This is a genomic window from Streptomyces sp. NPDC047525 (assembly GCF_040643025.1).
Lineage (GTDB): Bacteria > Actinomycetota > Actinomycetes > Streptomycetales > Streptomycetaceae > Streptomyces > Streptomyces durmitorensis.
Genome location: NZ_JBEYTL010000035.1, coordinates 15,767 through 31,165 on the forward strand (window position 1 = coordinate 15,767; position 15,399 = coordinate 31,165).

The 15,399-nt window shown below is 69.0% G+C and carries 15 protein-coding genes; 5 read left to right on the forward strand and 10 right to left on the reverse strand.

What is annotated here, in order from left to right; genetic code table 11:
- Positions 1-105: 105 nt before the first annotated feature.
- Positions 106-1,071 carry a LysR family transcriptional regulator gene (locus tag ABZ833_RS44640; protein WP_361059558.1) on the reverse strand — a complete coding sequence of 322 codons (966 nt, stop codon included), beginning with the start codon at positions 1,069-1,071 and terminating at the stop codon, positions 106-108.
- A 127-nt stretch (positions 1,072-1,198) separates the two neighbouring features.
- On the opposite strand from ABZ833_RS44640, the gene ABZ833_RS44645 reads away from it, so the two are divergent.
- Together ABZ833_RS44645 and ABZ833_RS44650 are read left to right on the forward strand one after the other, a co-directional pair.
- Complete coding sequence (locus ABZ833_RS44645) at positions 1,199-2,308, forward strand: PrpF domain-containing protein (RefSeq protein WP_361059561.1); 1,110 nt, start codon at positions 1,199-1,201, stop codon at positions 2,306-2,308.
- 81 nt (positions 2,309-2,389) lie between these two features.
- A complete protein-coding gene (locus ABZ833_RS44650) occupies positions 2,390-3,649 on the forward strand; it encodes an SLC13 family permease (RefSeq protein WP_361059564.1) in 1,260 nt (419 codons plus the stop codon).
- Positions 3,650-3,700: 51 nt separating this feature from the next.
- On the opposite strand, the gene ABZ833_RS44655 is transcribed toward ABZ833_RS44650, so the two are convergent.
- The gene (locus ABZ833_RS44655; RefSeq protein WP_361059567.1) at positions 3,701-4,741 is read right to left on the reverse strand and encodes a bile acid:sodium symporter family protein; all 1,041 of its coding nucleotides are present in this window, start codon (positions 4,739-4,741) and stop codon (positions 3,701-3,703) included.
- 251 nt (positions 4,742-4,992) lie between these two features.
- On the opposite strand from ABZ833_RS44655, the gene ABZ833_RS44660 reads away from it, so the two are divergent.
- Positions 4,993-5,790 carry an SDR family oxidoreductase gene (locus tag ABZ833_RS44660; protein ID WP_361059623.1) on the forward strand — a complete coding sequence of 266 codons (798 nt, stop codon included), beginning with the start codon at positions 4,993-4,995 and terminating at the stop codon, positions 5,788-5,790.
- Positions 5,791-5,951: 161 nt separating this feature from the next.
- Here the strand turns inward: ABZ833_RS44660 and ABZ833_RS44665 are convergent, their stop codons facing one another.
- The 4 genes from ABZ833_RS44665 to ABZ833_RS44680 all read right to left on the reverse strand — a co-directional run bounded on the left by ABZ833_RS44665 (position 5,952) and on the right by ABZ833_RS44680 (position 8,227).
- Positions 5,952-6,536 carry a DinB family protein gene (locus ABZ833_RS44665; protein ID WP_361059569.1) on the reverse strand — a complete coding sequence of 195 codons (585 nt, stop codon included), beginning with the start codon at positions 6,534-6,536 and terminating at the stop codon, positions 5,952-5,954.
- Positions 6,537-6,694: 158 nt separating this feature from the next.
- On the reverse strand, positions 6,695-7,294 hold the full coding sequence (locus ABZ833_RS44670) for a GPP34 family phosphoprotein (RefSeq protein ID WP_361059572.1): 600 nt from the start codon (positions 7,292-7,294) through the stop codon (positions 6,695-6,697).
- A 92-nt stretch (positions 7,295-7,386) separates the two neighbouring features.
- On the reverse strand, positions 7,387-7,512 hold the full coding sequence (locus ABZ833_RS44675; protein ID WP_361059575.1) for a hypothetical protein: 126 nt from the start codon (positions 7,510-7,512) through the stop codon (positions 7,387-7,389).
- 127 nt (positions 7,513-7,639) lie between these two features.
- A complete protein-coding gene (locus tag ABZ833_RS44680; RefSeq protein ID WP_361059578.1) occupies positions 7,640-8,227 on the reverse strand; it encodes a TetR/AcrR family transcriptional regulator in 588 nt (195 codons plus the stop codon).
- Positions 8,228-8,366: 139 nt separating this feature from the next.
- On the opposite strand from ABZ833_RS44680, the gene ABZ833_RS44685 reads away from it, so the two are divergent.
- Positions 8,367-9,680 carry an erythromycin esterase family protein gene (locus ABZ833_RS44685; protein ID WP_361059580.1) on the forward strand — a complete coding sequence of 438 codons (1,314 nt, stop codon included), beginning with the start codon at positions 8,367-8,369 and terminating at the stop codon, positions 9,678-9,680.
- 134 nt (positions 9,681-9,814) lie between these two features.
- Entirely contained in the window at positions 9,815-10,129 is a 315-nt protein-coding gene (locus ABZ833_RS44690) for a hypothetical protein (RefSeq protein WP_361059583.1), read from the forward strand.
- 167 nt (positions 10,130-10,296) lie between these two features.
- Here the strand turns inward: ABZ833_RS44690 and ABZ833_RS44695 are convergent, their stop codons facing one another.
- The 4 genes from ABZ833_RS44695 to ABZ833_RS44710 form a co-directional block, all read right to left on the reverse strand.
- Positions 10,297-10,680 carry a hypothetical protein gene (locus ABZ833_RS44695; RefSeq protein WP_361059586.1) on the reverse strand — a complete coding sequence of 128 codons (384 nt, stop codon included), beginning with the start codon at positions 10,678-10,680 and terminating at the stop codon, positions 10,297-10,299.
- 361 nt (positions 10,681-11,041) lie between these two features.
- Positions 11,042-12,511: an FG-GAP repeat protein gene (locus ABZ833_RS44700; protein ID WP_361059588.1), complete on the reverse strand. Its 1,470-nt coding sequence runs from the start codon at positions 12,509-12,511 to the stop codon at positions 11,042-11,044.
- 445 nt (positions 12,512-12,956) lie between these two features.
- On the reverse strand, positions 12,957-13,481 hold the full coding sequence (locus tag ABZ833_RS44705; RefSeq protein WP_361059591.1) for a 2'-5' RNA ligase family protein: 525 nt from the start codon (positions 13,479-13,481) through the stop codon (positions 12,957-12,959).
- A 373-nt stretch (positions 13,482-13,854) separates the two neighbouring features.
- On the reverse strand, positions 13,855-15,222 hold the full coding sequence (locus ABZ833_RS44710) for a cytochrome P450 (RefSeq protein ID WP_361059594.1): 1,368 nt from the start codon (positions 15,220-15,222) through the stop codon (positions 13,855-13,857).
- Between the last annotated feature and the right edge of the window lie 177 nt (positions 15,223-15,399).

A 15,399-nucleotide genomic window follows, 5' to 3' on the forward strand; every position in this document is an offset into this window, starting at 1 on the left:
CGGCCTCATAACGCCGGGCCCCGGTCCGGGTTACCCCTCGGCTGGGACGAGCCAGATGGCGACCGCCGACGCGAGCCCGCTGCCGGATGGTCAGCTGCCGGATGGTCAGCGCTTTCGCACCGCACCGAGCTGAGGGCGGTCAAGGCCGGGGTCGGTGAACCCTCGTGCGACGGCGTGCAGGACCTGGGCCATCGTCTGGGCCGCGGGCGTGGCGGCGCGCTGGGCGGGGCTGGCCAGGAGGATGCGGCGGACCGGTGGGACGGCGTCGGGGGACTGGTCGTGGGACAGGGAGAGAAGGCGTACGTCGCTGCGCCGGTTGGTCAGGGCCAGCCGGGGCGCGAGAGCCAGGCCGAGGCCGGCGGCGACCATCGCCTGCGCTTCCTGGTAGTCGTGGGAGGTGTAGGCGATGCGCGGTTCGAAGCCTGCCTGATGACAGGCGCGCCGGAGCACGTCCGCGACCGGGTGGTTCTCGGCGCGGATGATCCACTCCTGGGCCGCGAGCTCGGACAGTCGGACACGGTCGGAGGCGACCAGCGGTGAACTGGCCGGCACGACAAGGACCGTGGGGTCTTCGAGGAGCGGTGTGAGGATCAACTGGTCGTCGTCGACGCGGTTCCAGTCGTAGTCCCACAGCAGTGACAGCTCCACCTCACCGGTGTGCAGCATCTCCCGCAGCTGGGCCAGGACTCCGGCCCGTACGACCGTGCGTACCTGCGGGTGGGCGCGGCGGAAGCGGGTCAGGGCCAACGGAAGCAGTGAGGCGCTGGCCGTCGGGAAGGAGCCGAGGGTGACGACGCCACGGTCCAGATGGCCGAACGCCTCCAAGTCGGCCTCCGCTGCCTGGAGTTCACGGCGGATGGTGCGGCCCCGTTCAGCGAGCGCGGCGCCGGCCGCGGTGGTGCGCACGCCGCGCGGCAGCCGCTCGATCAGCGGCTGCCCGGCCTCGCGCTCGAGCAGGGACATCTGCTGGGAGGCGGCGGACGTGGTCATGGACAGCGCCTCGGCGGCGGCGGTGAGCGAGCCGCGCTCGGCGACCTCGGCGAGCAGCAGCAGTCGGCGGACATTGAGCATGCAGTGACTTTAGCCCAGCTAAACCTGCCTCAAGAAACGAGACATTGTGCTCAAGCCAACGGCTCTGCGAGAGTCTGCGCAACGCAGCGGCCCCGCACCCGATGCGCTAAGAGAAAGACGCTCTGACATGCACGTTCCCGCAACTCTCGTACGCGGTGGGACCAGCAAGTGCTGGCTCTTCCCCCAAGTGCACATGCCCGCCGACCGCGACCGCATCGAACGCATCCTGGTCGACGCCTACGGCGCGGCGGACCCCGTTCAGCTCGACGGCATCGGCGGCGCCACCCCCACCACGTCCAAGGCCGCCGTGGTCGGCGCCAGCGCCCACGACGGCGTCGACATCGACTACCTCTTCGCGCAGGTCGGCATCGGTACCGGCACGGTCGAGTGGGGCAGCAACTGCGGCAACTGCGCCACAGCCATTGCCCTTTACGCCGTGGCCGAGGGACTGGTGCCGCTGAGGCGCGACCGCACCCCCGTGGTCATGCGCAACCTCAACACGGGCGCCGTCCTCGAAGCCGAGGTCGACACCCCGGGCGGCCGAGTCCAGGAGTTCGGTGACCGTACGGTCCCGGGCACGCTGGCCGGAGGCGTGCCGGTAGGCCTCGCCTTCCGTCACCCATCGGGCGCCGCGACAGGCCACCTCCTGCCGACCGGCCGCCCCGCTGACGTACTCCAGGTCGGTGAGCGGTCGTTGGCCGTGAGCATGGTGGACGCCGGTGCCCCGGTGGTCCTGGTGGACGCACTGCGCGCCGAGAGGACCGCAGCCGAGACGCTGGAGCAGATGCGCACGGAGGTGCCCTGGCTGCGTGCGGCCCGGCATGCCGCCGCGGTCCGCATGGGCCTGGCCGAACCCGGGGCGGCACCCGGTGACGCGGTGCCCAAGGTCGGCCTCGTCGGTCCTCCCGCCGCCTACACCACCACCCTCGGCGAACACGTGGCCGCGCACGAGTACGACGTGTCCGTACGGATGCTGTCGATGAACTCCCCGCACCCGGCCATCGGCCTCACCTCCGCGGTCGCCGTGGCCGCCGCCAACCTCACCGAGGGCACCGTGGTCGCCGAGGCGTCCACCGCCGCCGGGCGCGGTGTCCTGCGCATCGGCACGCCCGCAGGTGTGCTGGCCGTGGAATCCTCGGGCACCGGCCCGGACCGCGTCACCGTCGCCCGGGCCGCGCGTGTGCTGTGCCAGGCCCGCATCCTCGTACGCGATCCCGCGCTGCCGGCCGTCGCCTGACCCCTGCCGCCTCTCCCCGGTGCGCCGCAGCCACCGGCCCCTCTCGCCCGCCCCGCCCCCTTCCGCAGGACAAAGAGGACAATGATGTCTCCTGAGCTGGTATCCGTCGGCGCGCTGCTCGTCATGTTCGTCGTCGGCACCGTCCTGCCGATCAACATCGGCATCCTGGCCTTCGTCGCGTCGTTCGCGATCGGTACGACCGCACTGAACATGACGGAGGATCAGATATTCGAGGGCTTCCCCGTGGAGCTCTTCCTCACCATCGTCGGCGTCACCTATCTGTTCGCCGTGGCCCGCCGCAACGGCACGGTCGATCTCCTGGTCGCCGCCGGAGTCCGCCTGGTGAGGGGGCGTACGTCCCTGATCCCCTGGGTGCTGTTCCTCCTTGCCGGGGTGCTGACGTCGCTGGGCACCTTCACCCCTGCCGCCGTGGCGATCCTCGTACCCATCGCGATGAACTTCGCTTTCCGCTACGACATCAACCCGCTGATGACCGGAATGATGGTGATCAGTGGTGCCCACGCCGGAGCCTTCTCGCCCATGGCCGTCTCCGGGGCCCTGGTGCTCGGCATGGTCGACGACACCGAGCTGTCCGTCGCCCCTGCGACGCTCTTCTTCGCCAGCTTCGCCGTCAACCTCCTGCTGTCCGTGCTGACCTTCGCCGCCCTGCGGCGCCGCACGATGACGACGGACCCGACCACGCCGCCCGAACAGGAGGCGACGAACGGCGACACGGAAGCACAGCGAGCAACCGGGCACCAGTGGGCCACACTCGCCGCCCTCGCTGCCCTGGTGGTGTGTGCGCTCGGCTTCCAGATGCAGATCGGTGTCCTCGCGCTGGCCGCCGGAGCGCTCCTTGCCCTCCTGGACATGAAGCGCCAGGAGAAGGCGGTGGACGGCATCAGCTGGCACACCCTCCTGCTGGTCGGCGGCATGATGACCTACATCGCGATGCTGGAGCACGCCGGGATCATCGAGAAGATCTCCCAGCACGCGGCCGACTTCGGGGCCCCGCTCGTCGTAGCCCTCCTCCTGTGTTTCACGGTCGCCGTCACCTCCGCCTTCGCCTCCTCGACCGCGATCCTCACCGCGATCATCCCGATCGCCGTTCCGCTGCTGCTGACCAGCCACCTCAGCTCGACGGGCCTGATCGCCGCACTCGCCGTCTCCACGACGATCGTCGACGTCTCACCGTTCTCGACCAATGGCGCGCTCGTGCTGAGCAACGCACGGGGAGTGGAACGACGCGGCTTCTACCGCCAGGTCCTCGGCTACACCTGCGGCATCGTCGCAGCGGGTCCCGTGGTGGCCTGGGGTGCTCTCGTCCTGCCCTGGTCCTGAATCCTGCCGTGCCGCGACCGGCGGTGGCTGCCTCCTTGCCTCCCCCTGGGGTCACAGCCTCTCCCGGCCGGGTGCGGCCCGCTTCCGTGTCGGCCACGGAAACCAACGCGGACCCAGCTGTTTGCGCGGCGTCCGGTTCTCAGAATTGGACGCCGGAGGTGCTCCCGCGCCGACCGCGGCAGTCTCATCCGGGGCGACGCGACGCAGCAGGAATCCGGCGGTCAGGGCCATGACGAACATCGCCACCGCGTACACCGCCGAGGGAATGGCCATCCGGGTGCTGTCCAGCAGCGAAGGGCTGAGGGCGATCGCCATCGACAGGGTGGTGTTGTGCATGCCGATCTCGAAGCAGGTGGCGACGGACTGCCGGTGGTCGCCGCGGGCCAGCCGGGTCGCGCCGTAGCCGATGGTGAGGGAGATCGCGCCGAAGAGGAAGACGACGAGGCCGACGTCGGCGAGATAGCCGAGCACGTTCTTCCGCTCGGCGGCCAGCGCGGCGATGATGATGCCGACGAGCGCGGCGATCGCCGTCACCTTGACGATCCGCGTGGAGCGCTCGGCGAAGTCCGGACGGCGGTGTCGGACCAGCATCCCCGCCGCGACCGGCACCAGCACGACGAGGAAGACCTGAACTGTCTTGTCGAAGCGAAGTCCCAGCGCCTCGTCCGTGCCGGTCATGAAGTGGTCGAGGGAGAGGTTCACGACGATCGGCAGCGTGACGACCGCGATGACCGAATTGATGGCGGTCAGCGAGATGTTGAGGGCGACGTCGCCGCCGAAGAGATGGCTGAAGATATTGGCCATCGTGCCGCCGGGAGAGGCCGCGAGCAGCATCATGCCGACGGCCAGCGCGGGACTCAGGTCGAAGGCCAGCACCAGGCCCAGACAGACGGCGGGCAGCAGTACCAGCTGGCAGACAAGCGCGACGGCCACAGGCCGCGGATACGCCGCGATCCTGCGGAAGTCGGCCACGGACAGGCCGAGTCCGAGACCGAACATGATCACGGCGAGGACGGCAGGCAGCAGATAGGTGGTCAGCGGCGAGTCCACGGGAACAGCCTCCGGGAGGCTGGTCGAAAAGTCCACGGCCATGCAGAACGGCTCCCGCAGCGTGAAGGCGGATGATGCCGAGCCGGAGGCCCTGGGCCAGTATCAGGTGGGTCGCACGAGACGCTGAGGTGTACGCCTTCGCCCGTGAAGCGGCAGCCCTACGGGATTCTCCCGTTCCGCAGCAGGGGCAGCACATATTCAACTCGCCCTTGCGCACGGTGACATGGTGAGCTGCGAGGCAGGAATGCGATTGACGCTGCGGAGTTGTTCGTGAACCATTCCGGACCGTGACGATGAACACCGCTAGTGAACAGCCTGCCCACGGACAAAGCTCTCCGGCCAACCGTCCGCTCGCCCTGATTACCGGGGTGGGCCGCACCGTTGGTATCGGGGCGGGCATCGCCCGTCGGCTGGCCGCATCGGGGTGGGACATCGCCTTCACCTACTGGACCCCTTACGACGACCGTATGAGCTGGGGGATCGAGCCCGGCGCGACCGAAGCGATCAGCCAGGCTCTGGCCGAACAGGGTGCGTCCACCACCGCAGTTGAGGCGGATCTCGCCGACCCAGATACCCCGGCACGTGTCTTCGACGAGGTCGAACAACGGATGGGCGGTGTCACCGCACTGGTGATGAGCCACTGCGAGTCTGTCGACTCCGGGCTCCTCGACACCACCTTGGAGAGTTTCGACCGGCACTTCGCCGTCAACGCGCGCGCCACCTGGCTGCTCATCCGCGAGTTCGGACGCCGCTTCGCCGCAGAACGGGGAACCGGACGGATCGTCAGCCTCACCAGTGATCACACCGTTGGCAACCTGCCCTACGGAGCCAGCAAGGGTGCCCTGGACCGCATTACCCTGGCCGCCGCCCACGAACTCGCCCACCTCGGCGTCACCGCCAACGCGATCAACCCCGGACCGGTCGACACCGGCTGGATGCCCGAGGAAGTCCGGGAGGACTGCATCCGCAGCGCCCCCCTCGGCCGACTGGGCACTCCGCAGGACACCGCGCACCTCGTCGACTTCCTGTGCTCCAGGGAAGGCGAGTGGATCAACGGTCAACTGCTGATGAGCAACGGTGGCCTCGCATAGAACCACACGGAGCGGTCCCACCACCTTGCGGACGACCAGCGAACGTCGGCAACAACGGGGCGGCCGGCTCCCAGAGTTCATCAGGGACCAGGAGCTTCGAGTAGCGCGGCACCCACGACCGGCAGCATGCCGCACGAACTTCAACTCACGTGGGCTTACCTCTAAGCCTTGATCGGTGCGGCCGACTTGGCGGCCTGCTCGATCTTCGCGCAGTAGGCTGCACGGGCTTCTTCGTCGATCTGCTCCTCGTTCTCGGCACGGACTCCGGTCCGGCCGTCGACGCCCTCGCGCAGGATATCGGCGTGCCCGGCATGCCGGATGGACTCGCCGAGGACGTGGACCATGACGGCGAACAGGTTCGTGTTCGGACAAGGCTCCGGCCACCACGGCACGTGGCCGGGGGAGTCGAGGGGAAGCTCGTTGATCGTGGCGTCCGAGTGTTCCCATGTACGCCGGTAGAACCCGATGATCTGCTCGCGGGTCTCGTCCTCGGTAGCCCACTGATCGCTGCCGTCGGAGTCCTGCCACCGGGACAGCGGTTCCGGGCAAGGGCGGTCGAAGACCTCGCCGAAGTACCTGGCCTCGACGGTGGTCACGTGTTTGACCAGGCCGAGGAGGTTGGTCCCGGTCGCTGTCAAAGGCCGGCGGACGTCGTATTCGGACAGGCCGTCGAGTTTCCACAGCAGCGCCTTGCGGTCCCGCCGCAGTCTCCCGTGCAGGTTGTCCTTCGCGAATTCATCGATCATGCGGCATGAGCCTGCCACGGGCTGCTCGTGGTCTCAAGATCCCGTACGCGGTCCCCAACGACTGGCGGCGCGGCCGAGACCTGGCCCTGGCCGCCGCCCCTGACGCCGGGCAGGTCGGCCTGGTCGGACTCGGCCGCGCCCCCGAAGGCGGGTTCCGCTCACGGTCCGCGCCAGAGGTTGGCGAAGGCCGAGTTCTCGATGGTGCGCCTCTGACGCACGGCCTCCAGCTCCATCACCGCGTCGTGGACGGCGGCCAGCACGGTCGTCACCGCCTCGTCATCGAGGCCGGGCTCATCGTCGGACTGTTCGTCCTCGATGCCCACGACCGAGGCGAGGGCGGCCAGGACGGGTTCCTTCTCTTTCCAGCGGTCGGCCGCACGGCGGCGCGCGGGCGTATCGACCGGTTCCACGCGTGCCGAGCCGAAGGGCAACCGGCCGCGTCGCTGCGGCTTCAGCTCATCGTTCTCCTCCAGGGCGGCCTGGTACGCGGCCGAGAGGTCGCGGCCCCGGCGCCACAGCCAGTCCTCGATCCGCTCATAGGGCGCCTGCCGAGTGAGCCCTGCCGCGGCCTCGCCCAGGAACCGATCGTCCGGCGTCGGCTGTCCACCCGGCACGATGCGGTCGCCGTCCACGGCGACCGCCCCCGCACCGATGAGATCGATCAGCTCGGCTCCCGCGAGTGCGAGGGACAGGTCGCCCTGGCCCACGGAATGCTTCAGGTCCATGGCGACGATGAACAGGTCTTTCGCCGTGGTCATGAACGGCTCCCCTCGGAGACATCGACAAAGGTGCGTCCTCACCGACCGGGCCCGCGTCCGAGGCCGGCCCGGCGGCCTGGCGACTGTCACCATCAGTATCGCCCGCGCGCCCGAAAGCCCGCGCCGATCGACAGCATCGGCACGGCCTGGTCGAGCGCGGTGGCGAAGCCGGGGTGCTGGAAGGCGACGTACGTGGCACCTCCGCCGGCGTCTCCCACTGGCCACCGCAACGCGGTAACCGTCAATTCTCGCGGACCGTAATGTGGTCCGGCCGTGCCATGCCCCCGCCCGGGATATACCGGGCGGGGGCATATTTCGCAACATGCGCAGCCGACCAGGTGAGGGCTACGTGTCCGAGTGCACGAGGCGCGTGAGAGCTCGTAGGCCGGTGACGACCTCGGAGGCTCGCGGGGCCTGGTCCGGATCCGTGAGCCATTGGGTCATCAGGCCGGTGAACAGGGCCAACTGCGCCGAACCGAGGGTGCGGGCGGTCGCGTCGTCGACGGCGTCCTCGGGGGTTCCGCGCAGGAGTGCGGCGAGACCGCGGCGACCCTCGGCCTGACCGGTGGCGAGGTAGCGGCGCAGGTCGTCGGAGTGCTCGGCCTGTACCAGTGCTTCGAGGGTGGCGAGCCAGAGCGTGCGGTCATCGGCGAAGGACTGGATGACCGCTGCCCACAGGGCCTCGTACCGCTCGGCCTCGCTCGCGCCTTCGGCGCCGTACGCCGACAGGACCCGACCGAGCCGAGTGCCCCATTCATCGATCGCCTCGATGAGAGCCGAGGTCAACAGCGCCTCGCGGGAGCCGAAGTGGTAGCCGATCGCGGCCATGCTGACGCCTGACGCGGCCGCGATGTCGCGCACGGTGATCCGACCCCAGCCCTTCTCCTCCAGGCAGCGCCGGGCGCCGGACAGCAGGTCTTCACGGTTTCCCATGGCAGGGCAGGTTACCGGACGTCTGGCGCACCCGCCTTAGGCGATCGATCTATACAAACGTATTGCGCGCATGCGCAAACCCTGGCTATGGTCGTCCCGTTCACATCGACCAACACCTTCAGGGCTTACGGGAGTTGACATGAATCTGAATCGCCGCCGTCTGATCGGCCTCACCGCCGCCACTCTCGCCGCGGGCACCCTCCTGCCCCTCGGCACCGCCTCTGCCCAGGCCACCGACCCGCCGCTGAGTGCGCTCCAGCGCCGCGCGGTCCCCCTGAACGATCTCGACAGCGTCGTCCGGATGATCGGCGACGCGCGGGTCGTGGGCCTGGGTGAGGCGGGCCACAGCGGTCACGAGTTCTTCACGCTCAAGGCGCGCGTCTTCAAGAAGCTGGTCGCCACCCGAGGCTTCACCACCTTTGTCCTGGAGGCGAGTTGGAGCACCGGCCTACGCCTGGACAACTACGTGACGCACGGGGTCGGCGACCCGGAGCAGATCATGAGTGAGGAGTTCCAGGGCCAATACGTCTTCTGGAACACCGACGAGCACCTGGACCTCATCCACTGGATGCGGCGCTACAACGTCAGCCATCCCGACCGGCCCCCGCTCCACTTCGTCGGCAACGACCTCGGCTATCCCGGGGGCGAAGCCTTCGACCAGGTCACGTCGTACGTCACCACGCACCGGCCCGGCCTTGCCCAGCAGATCGACACTTTGTACGCGGGACTCCGGCCCGCCCGAGGCACGCAAGCCGGTGCCTGGATGGCGCAGCAGCTGGGCAAGGACACCGCGTCGCGCCGCGCCGAAGCCGATCGCGCCGAGCACGCCCTCACCGTCCTGCGTGCGTCCGGGCGGCCGCGGGGCTCCAGGGACCGGGCTTACGACTGGGCTGTGCAGAACGCCACTGCCATCGCCCAGAGCTTCACCGGATATGCCTTCCCCGACGACGAGTTCCCGGAGCGGATGCGCTACCGGGACCACGTCATGGCCGACAACACCGCCTGGTGGCTGGCCCACACGAACGGCAAGATCCTGCTTGCCTCCAACAACGGCCACGTTGCCTACACCAGTGACAATCCGCAGGAGTTCCCCGAACCGGTCGGCGCGTTCCTGCGCAAGAGCCTCGGCGCGCAATACGTGAACATCGGCCTGACGTTCAACGAGGGCAGCCTCAATGCCCTGCCCGACTACACCGCACAGCAACCGCAGAAGTACACCGTGGACCCCGCGCCGGCCGGACACAACGAACACACCCTGGACCAGGTCCGCTACCGCGACTTCGCCCTGGACCTGCGCACCGCCCCGGCCGCGGCCCGCACTTGGCTCGACGCCGCCCGCCCCACGCGCTCCTACGGTCTGTACTGGTCGGACCGGGCCCCTGAAACCGCCCTGGCCCGCTCCTACGACATACTCGTCCACCTGCACCGCGTCGAGGCCGCGCACCTCCGATGAACCAAGTGTCCAAGGGGCCACTCCTGTTCCTGGCTGGTGCTTTCCCGGTCCGCTGGCTTGGGAGCTGAGCATGCGTCCGGTACTCGTCCAACAGGCGCGCCGCCAGCCCGGCGAGGCTCTGAGACCATGACGGCGTGACCGAGCCCTCCGTGCAGCCACCGCCCAAGATCCAAGTCGTGCAGGTGGACACACTCGACACAGATCTGCTCGCCCTCGTGGTGCGCTGTCTGGCGACAACACGCCTGGGGGCGCGCTTCTACTGCGTGAGCCAGTACGGCCGAACCGTTGAGCTGACCCTGACGGAGATCCGACGCTATCCCACGGTGACGGTCACCGAAGTGGACCCACCCCACCCTGCTCAACTCGTCCTCACTGGACCGGGTACAGGCAGGGACGGTCTTCGACTCTGGGCCGGGGACGTCCTCCGCGGCATCAACCCAGTCGCCTAATGCTGCACTGGAGGGAAGCGGGGGGCTGATCTAAGGAGGGCCGAGTGCGACTCCCCGCCCGCGCCCGGAAGGGATCGACTCGACTTCCTCCTGCCCCCCGTGTCCTGCTCACGAGACCGGAGACATTGCACCGACCCCCGCGGGGCAGGCATTCTTCGGTCCGGTGATCAGCCGAAGATGAGTTCAACATCTGCGTTCACGCAAAACTTCATGACGGTGACCAACTGGCGGGTGTCGTCCATGCGGCGTTGGACAACCAGGTCACCGCCATCGTGTTGCCGCTGACTGATGATCGCTTCCAACCGGGGCAGCATGCCTGCGCATTGGCCGGGTGTGAGGTCCGGACCATCGTCATCTGGATGGTCGAGCAGAGGCGTCAGTGTTGTTGAGACGCTGCTCCACTGGCGTTCCCCGCCGAAGCTGCACATCTCAGAGAGGTCGAACCCCTCGGCCTGGGCCAGCCACTGCCTGAACATGCTGAAGCCGTGGGCGGACCAGGAAATGTCCGGGCTGGTCACATCGGCATCTCCGGGGAAGAGCATGAGCCCCATCCTTGTCCTCCTCGACCGTCCCATGCCAAGGATCGCCCCTGTGTGGCAGGTCGGCAACTGAAAAGATCTACCGCATAGTTGGTGTCATCACGGCGTCATCGACCACCACTTCCCGCCAGCCGAGGCATGGGCCTGCTCCTGATTCAGGTAGATACGGATGAAGCGCTCAAGCTCTCCGGTCACGACCACTCCTGACGGGACGACACCAGGACTCAGGGCGGGCGGGGCTGAAGGCGGAGTGCGCAGCCGGTGGACTGACCGGGGGACCTCTGCTGCTCGGATTCCTCGGTCACCGGTGTCGGCCCGCCCGCCGGACCAGCCGACACCGGTGACCGAGGGGCGCAACGTCCGTAGGGCGCAGTCAGTGGCTGTTCAGTGGCTTGCCGTACTTCTGAGGTGTGGAGAGGTACGGGAGGCCGAGTGTGCGGGGCGAGAAGGCCGCCGAGTCGCGGGCCGAGCCGCGGGGGAGCACCCATACGGCGCCCAGGGAGGCATTCTCGCCAGGGGAGCCGACTGTGACATCCGGTACGCCGTCGGCGTTGTAGTCACCCGAGGCGACCCCCGCGCCGAAGGCGTCACCCGACTCCGCGACGCCCGGGACGCCGGACGTGTCCTGGTTCCAGGCGACGGAGGTGGCTGCGCCGCCTGCGTCGAGCAGGCCCTGAGCGCCTCCGTGGAGCAACCAGGCGGCGCCCGCTCCCGCCTTGCTCGAGATGGCTTCACCGGGAGCGCCCGCGATCAGGTCGTCGCGGCCGTCGCGGTTGATGTCGGCGACGGCGAGGGCGGCGCCGAAGCGGTCGCCGTCTTCGGCCACCCCCGGGACGCCTGCCGTGTCCTGATTGAGGGTCTGGGCGCGGCCGCCGAACGAGCCGCCCTCGGGGCTTCCGTAGTGGAGGTGGATGCCTCCCCCCTTGGCGAGCTTCTCGGGACCGCACGGGTCGTCGATGTTCTCGTCGGCGATCTCACGGCATTCGCCGAGCGCCAGGTCGTCGTTCCCGTCACCGTCGAAGTCGCCGGCGGCCAGCGCGGTCACGCCGGCGTTGTCCGTGTTCCAGAAGTTGGCCATCTCGGCCCGGTCGGCGTCCCACTTCCACAGGCGTACGTGGGACTGCGTGTTGGGATCGCCCGCGGTCCAGTACGCCACGGCCAGGTCGTCGCGGCCGTCGCTGTCGAAGTCGCCGGTGGTCAGGATGGGGGGGCGGCCTCCCATGGGGGCGGTGACGACGGTGGTGATCATGCTGTCTTCACCCTGGATGACACGAGCGACGACCTTGTCCGTGCCGCCGATGACGATCACCTTGTTGTCGCCGCCGGTCAGGTCGGCTGCCGTAACCGATTTGCCGTACGCAGCTGCCGGCGACGGCCCGGTCAGGACCGTCGACGCCGGTCCTGGGCCGTTCTTCGACCCGCCTACGGCGATGACCATGCCCGCGTCCGCACCGCGGTCGGTGACGTCCTCGCCGGGGACACCGACGAGCAGTTCCGCGATGTCGTCGCCGTTGAGGTCCGTCAGGGTCACGGACGCGCCGAAGCGGTCGCCCGCCTCCGGGGCGCCGGGAACCTCGGGAGTGGCCTGGGTGACACGGATGCTTCCGTGGGCGCCGACGCCCTTCGGGCCGCCCCAGACGACGTTCACGTACCCCGCCTTGGCCTGGCCGTCGACGGTGCCGTCCGCGACGCCGACGGCGAGGTCCGCGTAGCCGTCGCCGTTGAAGTCGCTCGTGGTGGCGGAGGGTGCGGCAGCGGTGGCACCGGACGGGAGCACGAACCCGGCGGTGACCGCAGCGGCGGTTGCGATGGCGTACGTCAGGATGCGGCGGCTGTGTGGCATGGCGGCTCTCACTCGGTCGACGGGGCGCGGGTCTGTCTGGTGTGACCGCCGAAGGGCGGAGCTGGTTGTACGGAGTTCACCGCTGGTTGGTTCCGGGTTCACGGTGGGCGAGCGGGACCTCCGGTGTTACGGGTGCCTCCGAAGAAGCGCGGGGGGTGTCCCGCGGAGATGCTCCGCGGGACTTGCGGGACATCTGGTGCGTCAGCTGGGCACGGCCCTCGAGCGCAGCCCGCCGACGATGGCGCGCAGGGTGAGGGTGCCGGTGCGAAGCCCGGTGTCGAGCTCGGGCGAGCCACCAGCGGGGGCTTTGACGGGCGCGATACCGGGCCACGGGAACGTGCCTACCAGCCAGCTCTCTGGCTGCCGTAAGCCTCCCAGAGGATCACCGGCTCGTTCATCGCCGTCAACGCGCTGACGCTGGTGATGAACAGCCAACTCCGCCCGGTCAAGTGGTGAGTGGGAACTGCGCGAGAACCTGCCAACCGTCGGGTGTGAGAGCGACCACGTGTACAGCGGACACCGCAGTGCGGATGGGCAGACGGCCGGTGACTCGGCGCGCAATGTCGGCTGCGGTGTCGGAAGTCGCGTCCAGCGATACGGTGACGTGCACCGGTGGGTCCTGCCCGAACCGGCCGGCGTAGGGGACCTGTTCGGGGAACGCGGTGCGAACGGCGGTGGCCAGGGCGCGCAGTTCGGGCACCGGGATGCCGATGAACGCACCGGCCTGCTCGACCTCGGCCAGCCGCAGGGGAATCCGGCCGCCCTCCGGCGCGGACCGCACCAATACGGCCCGCAACCGCTCCAGCTCCTTCGCGTCGATCTGCTCGGCGGGCAGCCACGGGTAGAGCAGCGTTGCGTGTGCGGGCACGCCCGGCCGCACCACCTGCGCATCCACCTGGGCGGTCAGCTCCAGCAGCGGGTCGGCGTCCGGCAGCAGTACCAGGACTGCCGTCGTTCCCGGCGCTGGCATCGTCGCCCTCACCCTGCCTCTCGCGTCGAGTTGCGCCGTACCAACCTGAAACAGAGAGACCCGCATCCCTTCAGGTCAGGCATGACGACGTTCGTGACCGGGCGCTTCGCGTGCTCGAAGCGATCTTCGGCACCGGTCGCTGAGTAGAAGTGTCACCGACAGCGCGTATCTCTGTCACCAGCACATGCCCGACGCTCCCACCCGAACCGTCACGCGTTGACCCACCGTCCGAGGCCTTCGCCCCGTTGCTGGGGCGGTGCGGGGCGATCGCGGCGGCCTGGCGGTGCAGTGTCGGCTGCGGGGCCACCGGTCGGTAGCGTGCCCATGGCGCACGCCGGTCGGCTGAGTGATGGCTCCGCCTTGCGGCTCCTTCTTATGGCTCCGGACAGGGCTGGCCCGGGGTGCGTGGGTGGGGTGTCATGTGGATGTCGTCCTGCGCCCAGACGACGAACCGTTCGATGGGCGTCACCTCGTGACCCGGCACGGGCGTGAAGTGGAAGCGTTTGAGCAGTACGGCCAGGACGAGTTCTGCCTCGATCATGGCCAGGGCGGCGCCCTCGCAGCTTCGGGGACCGAGCCCGAAGGGGATGTAGGCCAGTCTCGGCCGCTTGGCCACCTCGTCCGGGGTGAACCTCTCGGGCATGAACTTCTCGGGTTCGGGCCAGTAGTCGGGGTTCATGTGGACGGCCCAGAAAGGATAGAAGACCGTGGCCCCCGCCGGGATCTGGTAGTCGCCCAGGACGAGTTCCTCGGTCGTCTCCCGCGCGCCGTAGGGGCCGGGCGGGTAGAGCCGCATCGACTCCTTGAGCGTCATGTCGAGAAGGGTGAGCTCGCGCAGGTCGGCGTAGCCGGGTGCCGGGCGGTCACCGAGCACGCGGTCCAGCTCGTCCGCGACCCGCTCGGCGATCTCCGGGTGGCGGCCCAGCAGATGCAGTGTCCAGGAGACGGCGACCCCGGTGGTGTGGTGCGCTGCCAGCATCGTCACCATGACGGTGTCGCGGATGCGTGCGGGGCTCTCACCGGCCTCGACAAGCGCCCCGATCAGATCGCTCTTGTCCGCACGGCCGCCCGAACCGTGCGCGGCGATCACCTCGTCGACCGTCGCGCGCAGATAGGTGAGGGCCTCGACGGCCTGGGTGGCCCGCTCCTCTTGGGTGCCGGGGACGGGCACATGGTAGAGGCGTCCGAGGTATTCGGTGAGCACGTCTTCGAACGCGGCGATGATGCGGTCAGGGTCCGGGGCGGCGCTGCCCAAAGCGAACTGGCAGATCATTCGGAGCGCCAGCGCGGTGAGGTCCTTCTGCAACGCGACTGGCTCGCCGGGCCCCTTGTGCCCGGTGGTCTCCCGCACTGCTCGCTGGTCCCATCGGTCGGCGAGAGCCGTGGCCATTTCCGTGAACTGCGCGAAGTGCCGCTCGTGGGAAGGGCGTCCGGCCAGCACCGACAGCAGCACGCGCCGCCACGGGGCGTGCTGCTCGGCGTCGAGTACTTGCAGGTTGTCCGCCTCGCACAGCGGGGCCAGGAACTCGAAGAGCTGCTCTGGGCGTTTGTTGATATGAGCCGTGGCCTCCAGCAGTACGGGGTCGGCCACTGATACGGCTGTTTCGACGCCAGGCAGTTGGAACCGTACGACGGGCCCGTACTCGGCGTGCAGGCGTAACTGGTAGTTGTGCAGTCCCCCTGCTGCCGTGACGGCGCCGACCCCGCCGTCCGCGCGGGGCTCAGGCCCGGGAATACGCATCGCCGTACCTCCTCAGTGACGGAAGCTCACGGACGAAGCCTAGGTGCGTAAGGCCGGTGTCTGATCTGGTGGCGTGTTGGAGCGGGCGGCTCTGGTGCGGTGCGGGTTCTGGGGGTTGAGCCAGCCGCAGTCGCCGTTCTTGGCGTGAAACGTCTAGGAAGTGGGTCTGTGAGGTGC

Bases quoted from the DNA above. Each gene is read 5' to 3' on its own strand.
- ABZ833_RS44695 (WP_361059586.1), bottom strand. From the start codon at position 10,680: ATGGGGCTCATGCTCTTCCCCGGAGATGCCGATGTGACCAGCCCGGAC.
- ABZ833_RS44670 (WP_361059572.1), bottom strand. From the start codon at position 7,294: ATGACCACGGCGAAAGACCTGTTCATCGTCGCCATGGACCTGAAGCAT.
- ABZ833_RS44660 (WP_361059623.1), top strand. From the start codon at position 4,993: ATGAACACCGCTAGTGAACAGCCTGCCCACGGACAAAGCTCTCCGGCC.
- ABZ833_RS44655 (WP_361059567.1), bottom strand. From the start codon at position 4,741: ATGGCCGTGGACTTTTCGACCAGCCTCCCGGAGGCTGTTCCCGTGGAC.
- ABZ833_RS44680 (WP_361059578.1), bottom strand. From the start codon at position 8,227: ATGGGAAACCGTGAAGACCTGCTGTCCGGCGCCCGGCGCTGCCTGGAG.
- ABZ833_RS44645 (WP_361059561.1), top strand. From the start codon at position 1,199: ATGCACGTTCCCGCAACTCTCGTACGCGGTGGGACCAGCAAGTGCTGG.
- ABZ833_RS44710 (WP_361059594.1), bottom strand. From the start codon at position 15,222: ATGCGTATTCCCGGGCCTGAGCCCCGCGCGGACGGCGGGGTCGGCGCC.
- ABZ833_RS44685 (WP_361059580.1), top strand. From the start codon at position 8,367: ATGAATCTGAATCGCCGCCGTCTGATCGGCCTCACCGCCGCCACTCTC.
- ABZ833_RS44650 (WP_361059564.1), top strand. From the start codon at position 2,390: ATGATGTCTCCTGAGCTGGTATCCGTCGGCGCGCTGCTCGTCATGTTC.
- ABZ833_RS44705 (WP_361059591.1), bottom strand. From the start codon at position 13,481: ATGCCAGCGCCGGGAACGACGGCAGTCCTGGTACTGCTGCCGGACGCC.
- ABZ833_RS44700 (WP_361059588.1), bottom strand. From the start codon at position 12,511: ATGCCACACAGCCGCCGCATCCTGACGTACGCCATCGCAACCGCCGCT.
- ABZ833_RS44665 (WP_361059569.1), bottom strand. From the start codon at position 6,536: ATGATCGATGAATTCGCGAAGGACAACCTGCACGGGAGACTGCGGCGG.
- ABZ833_RS44640 (WP_361059558.1), bottom strand. From the start codon at position 1,071: ATGCTCAATGTCCGCCGACTGCTGCTGCTCGCCGAGGTCGCCGAGCGC.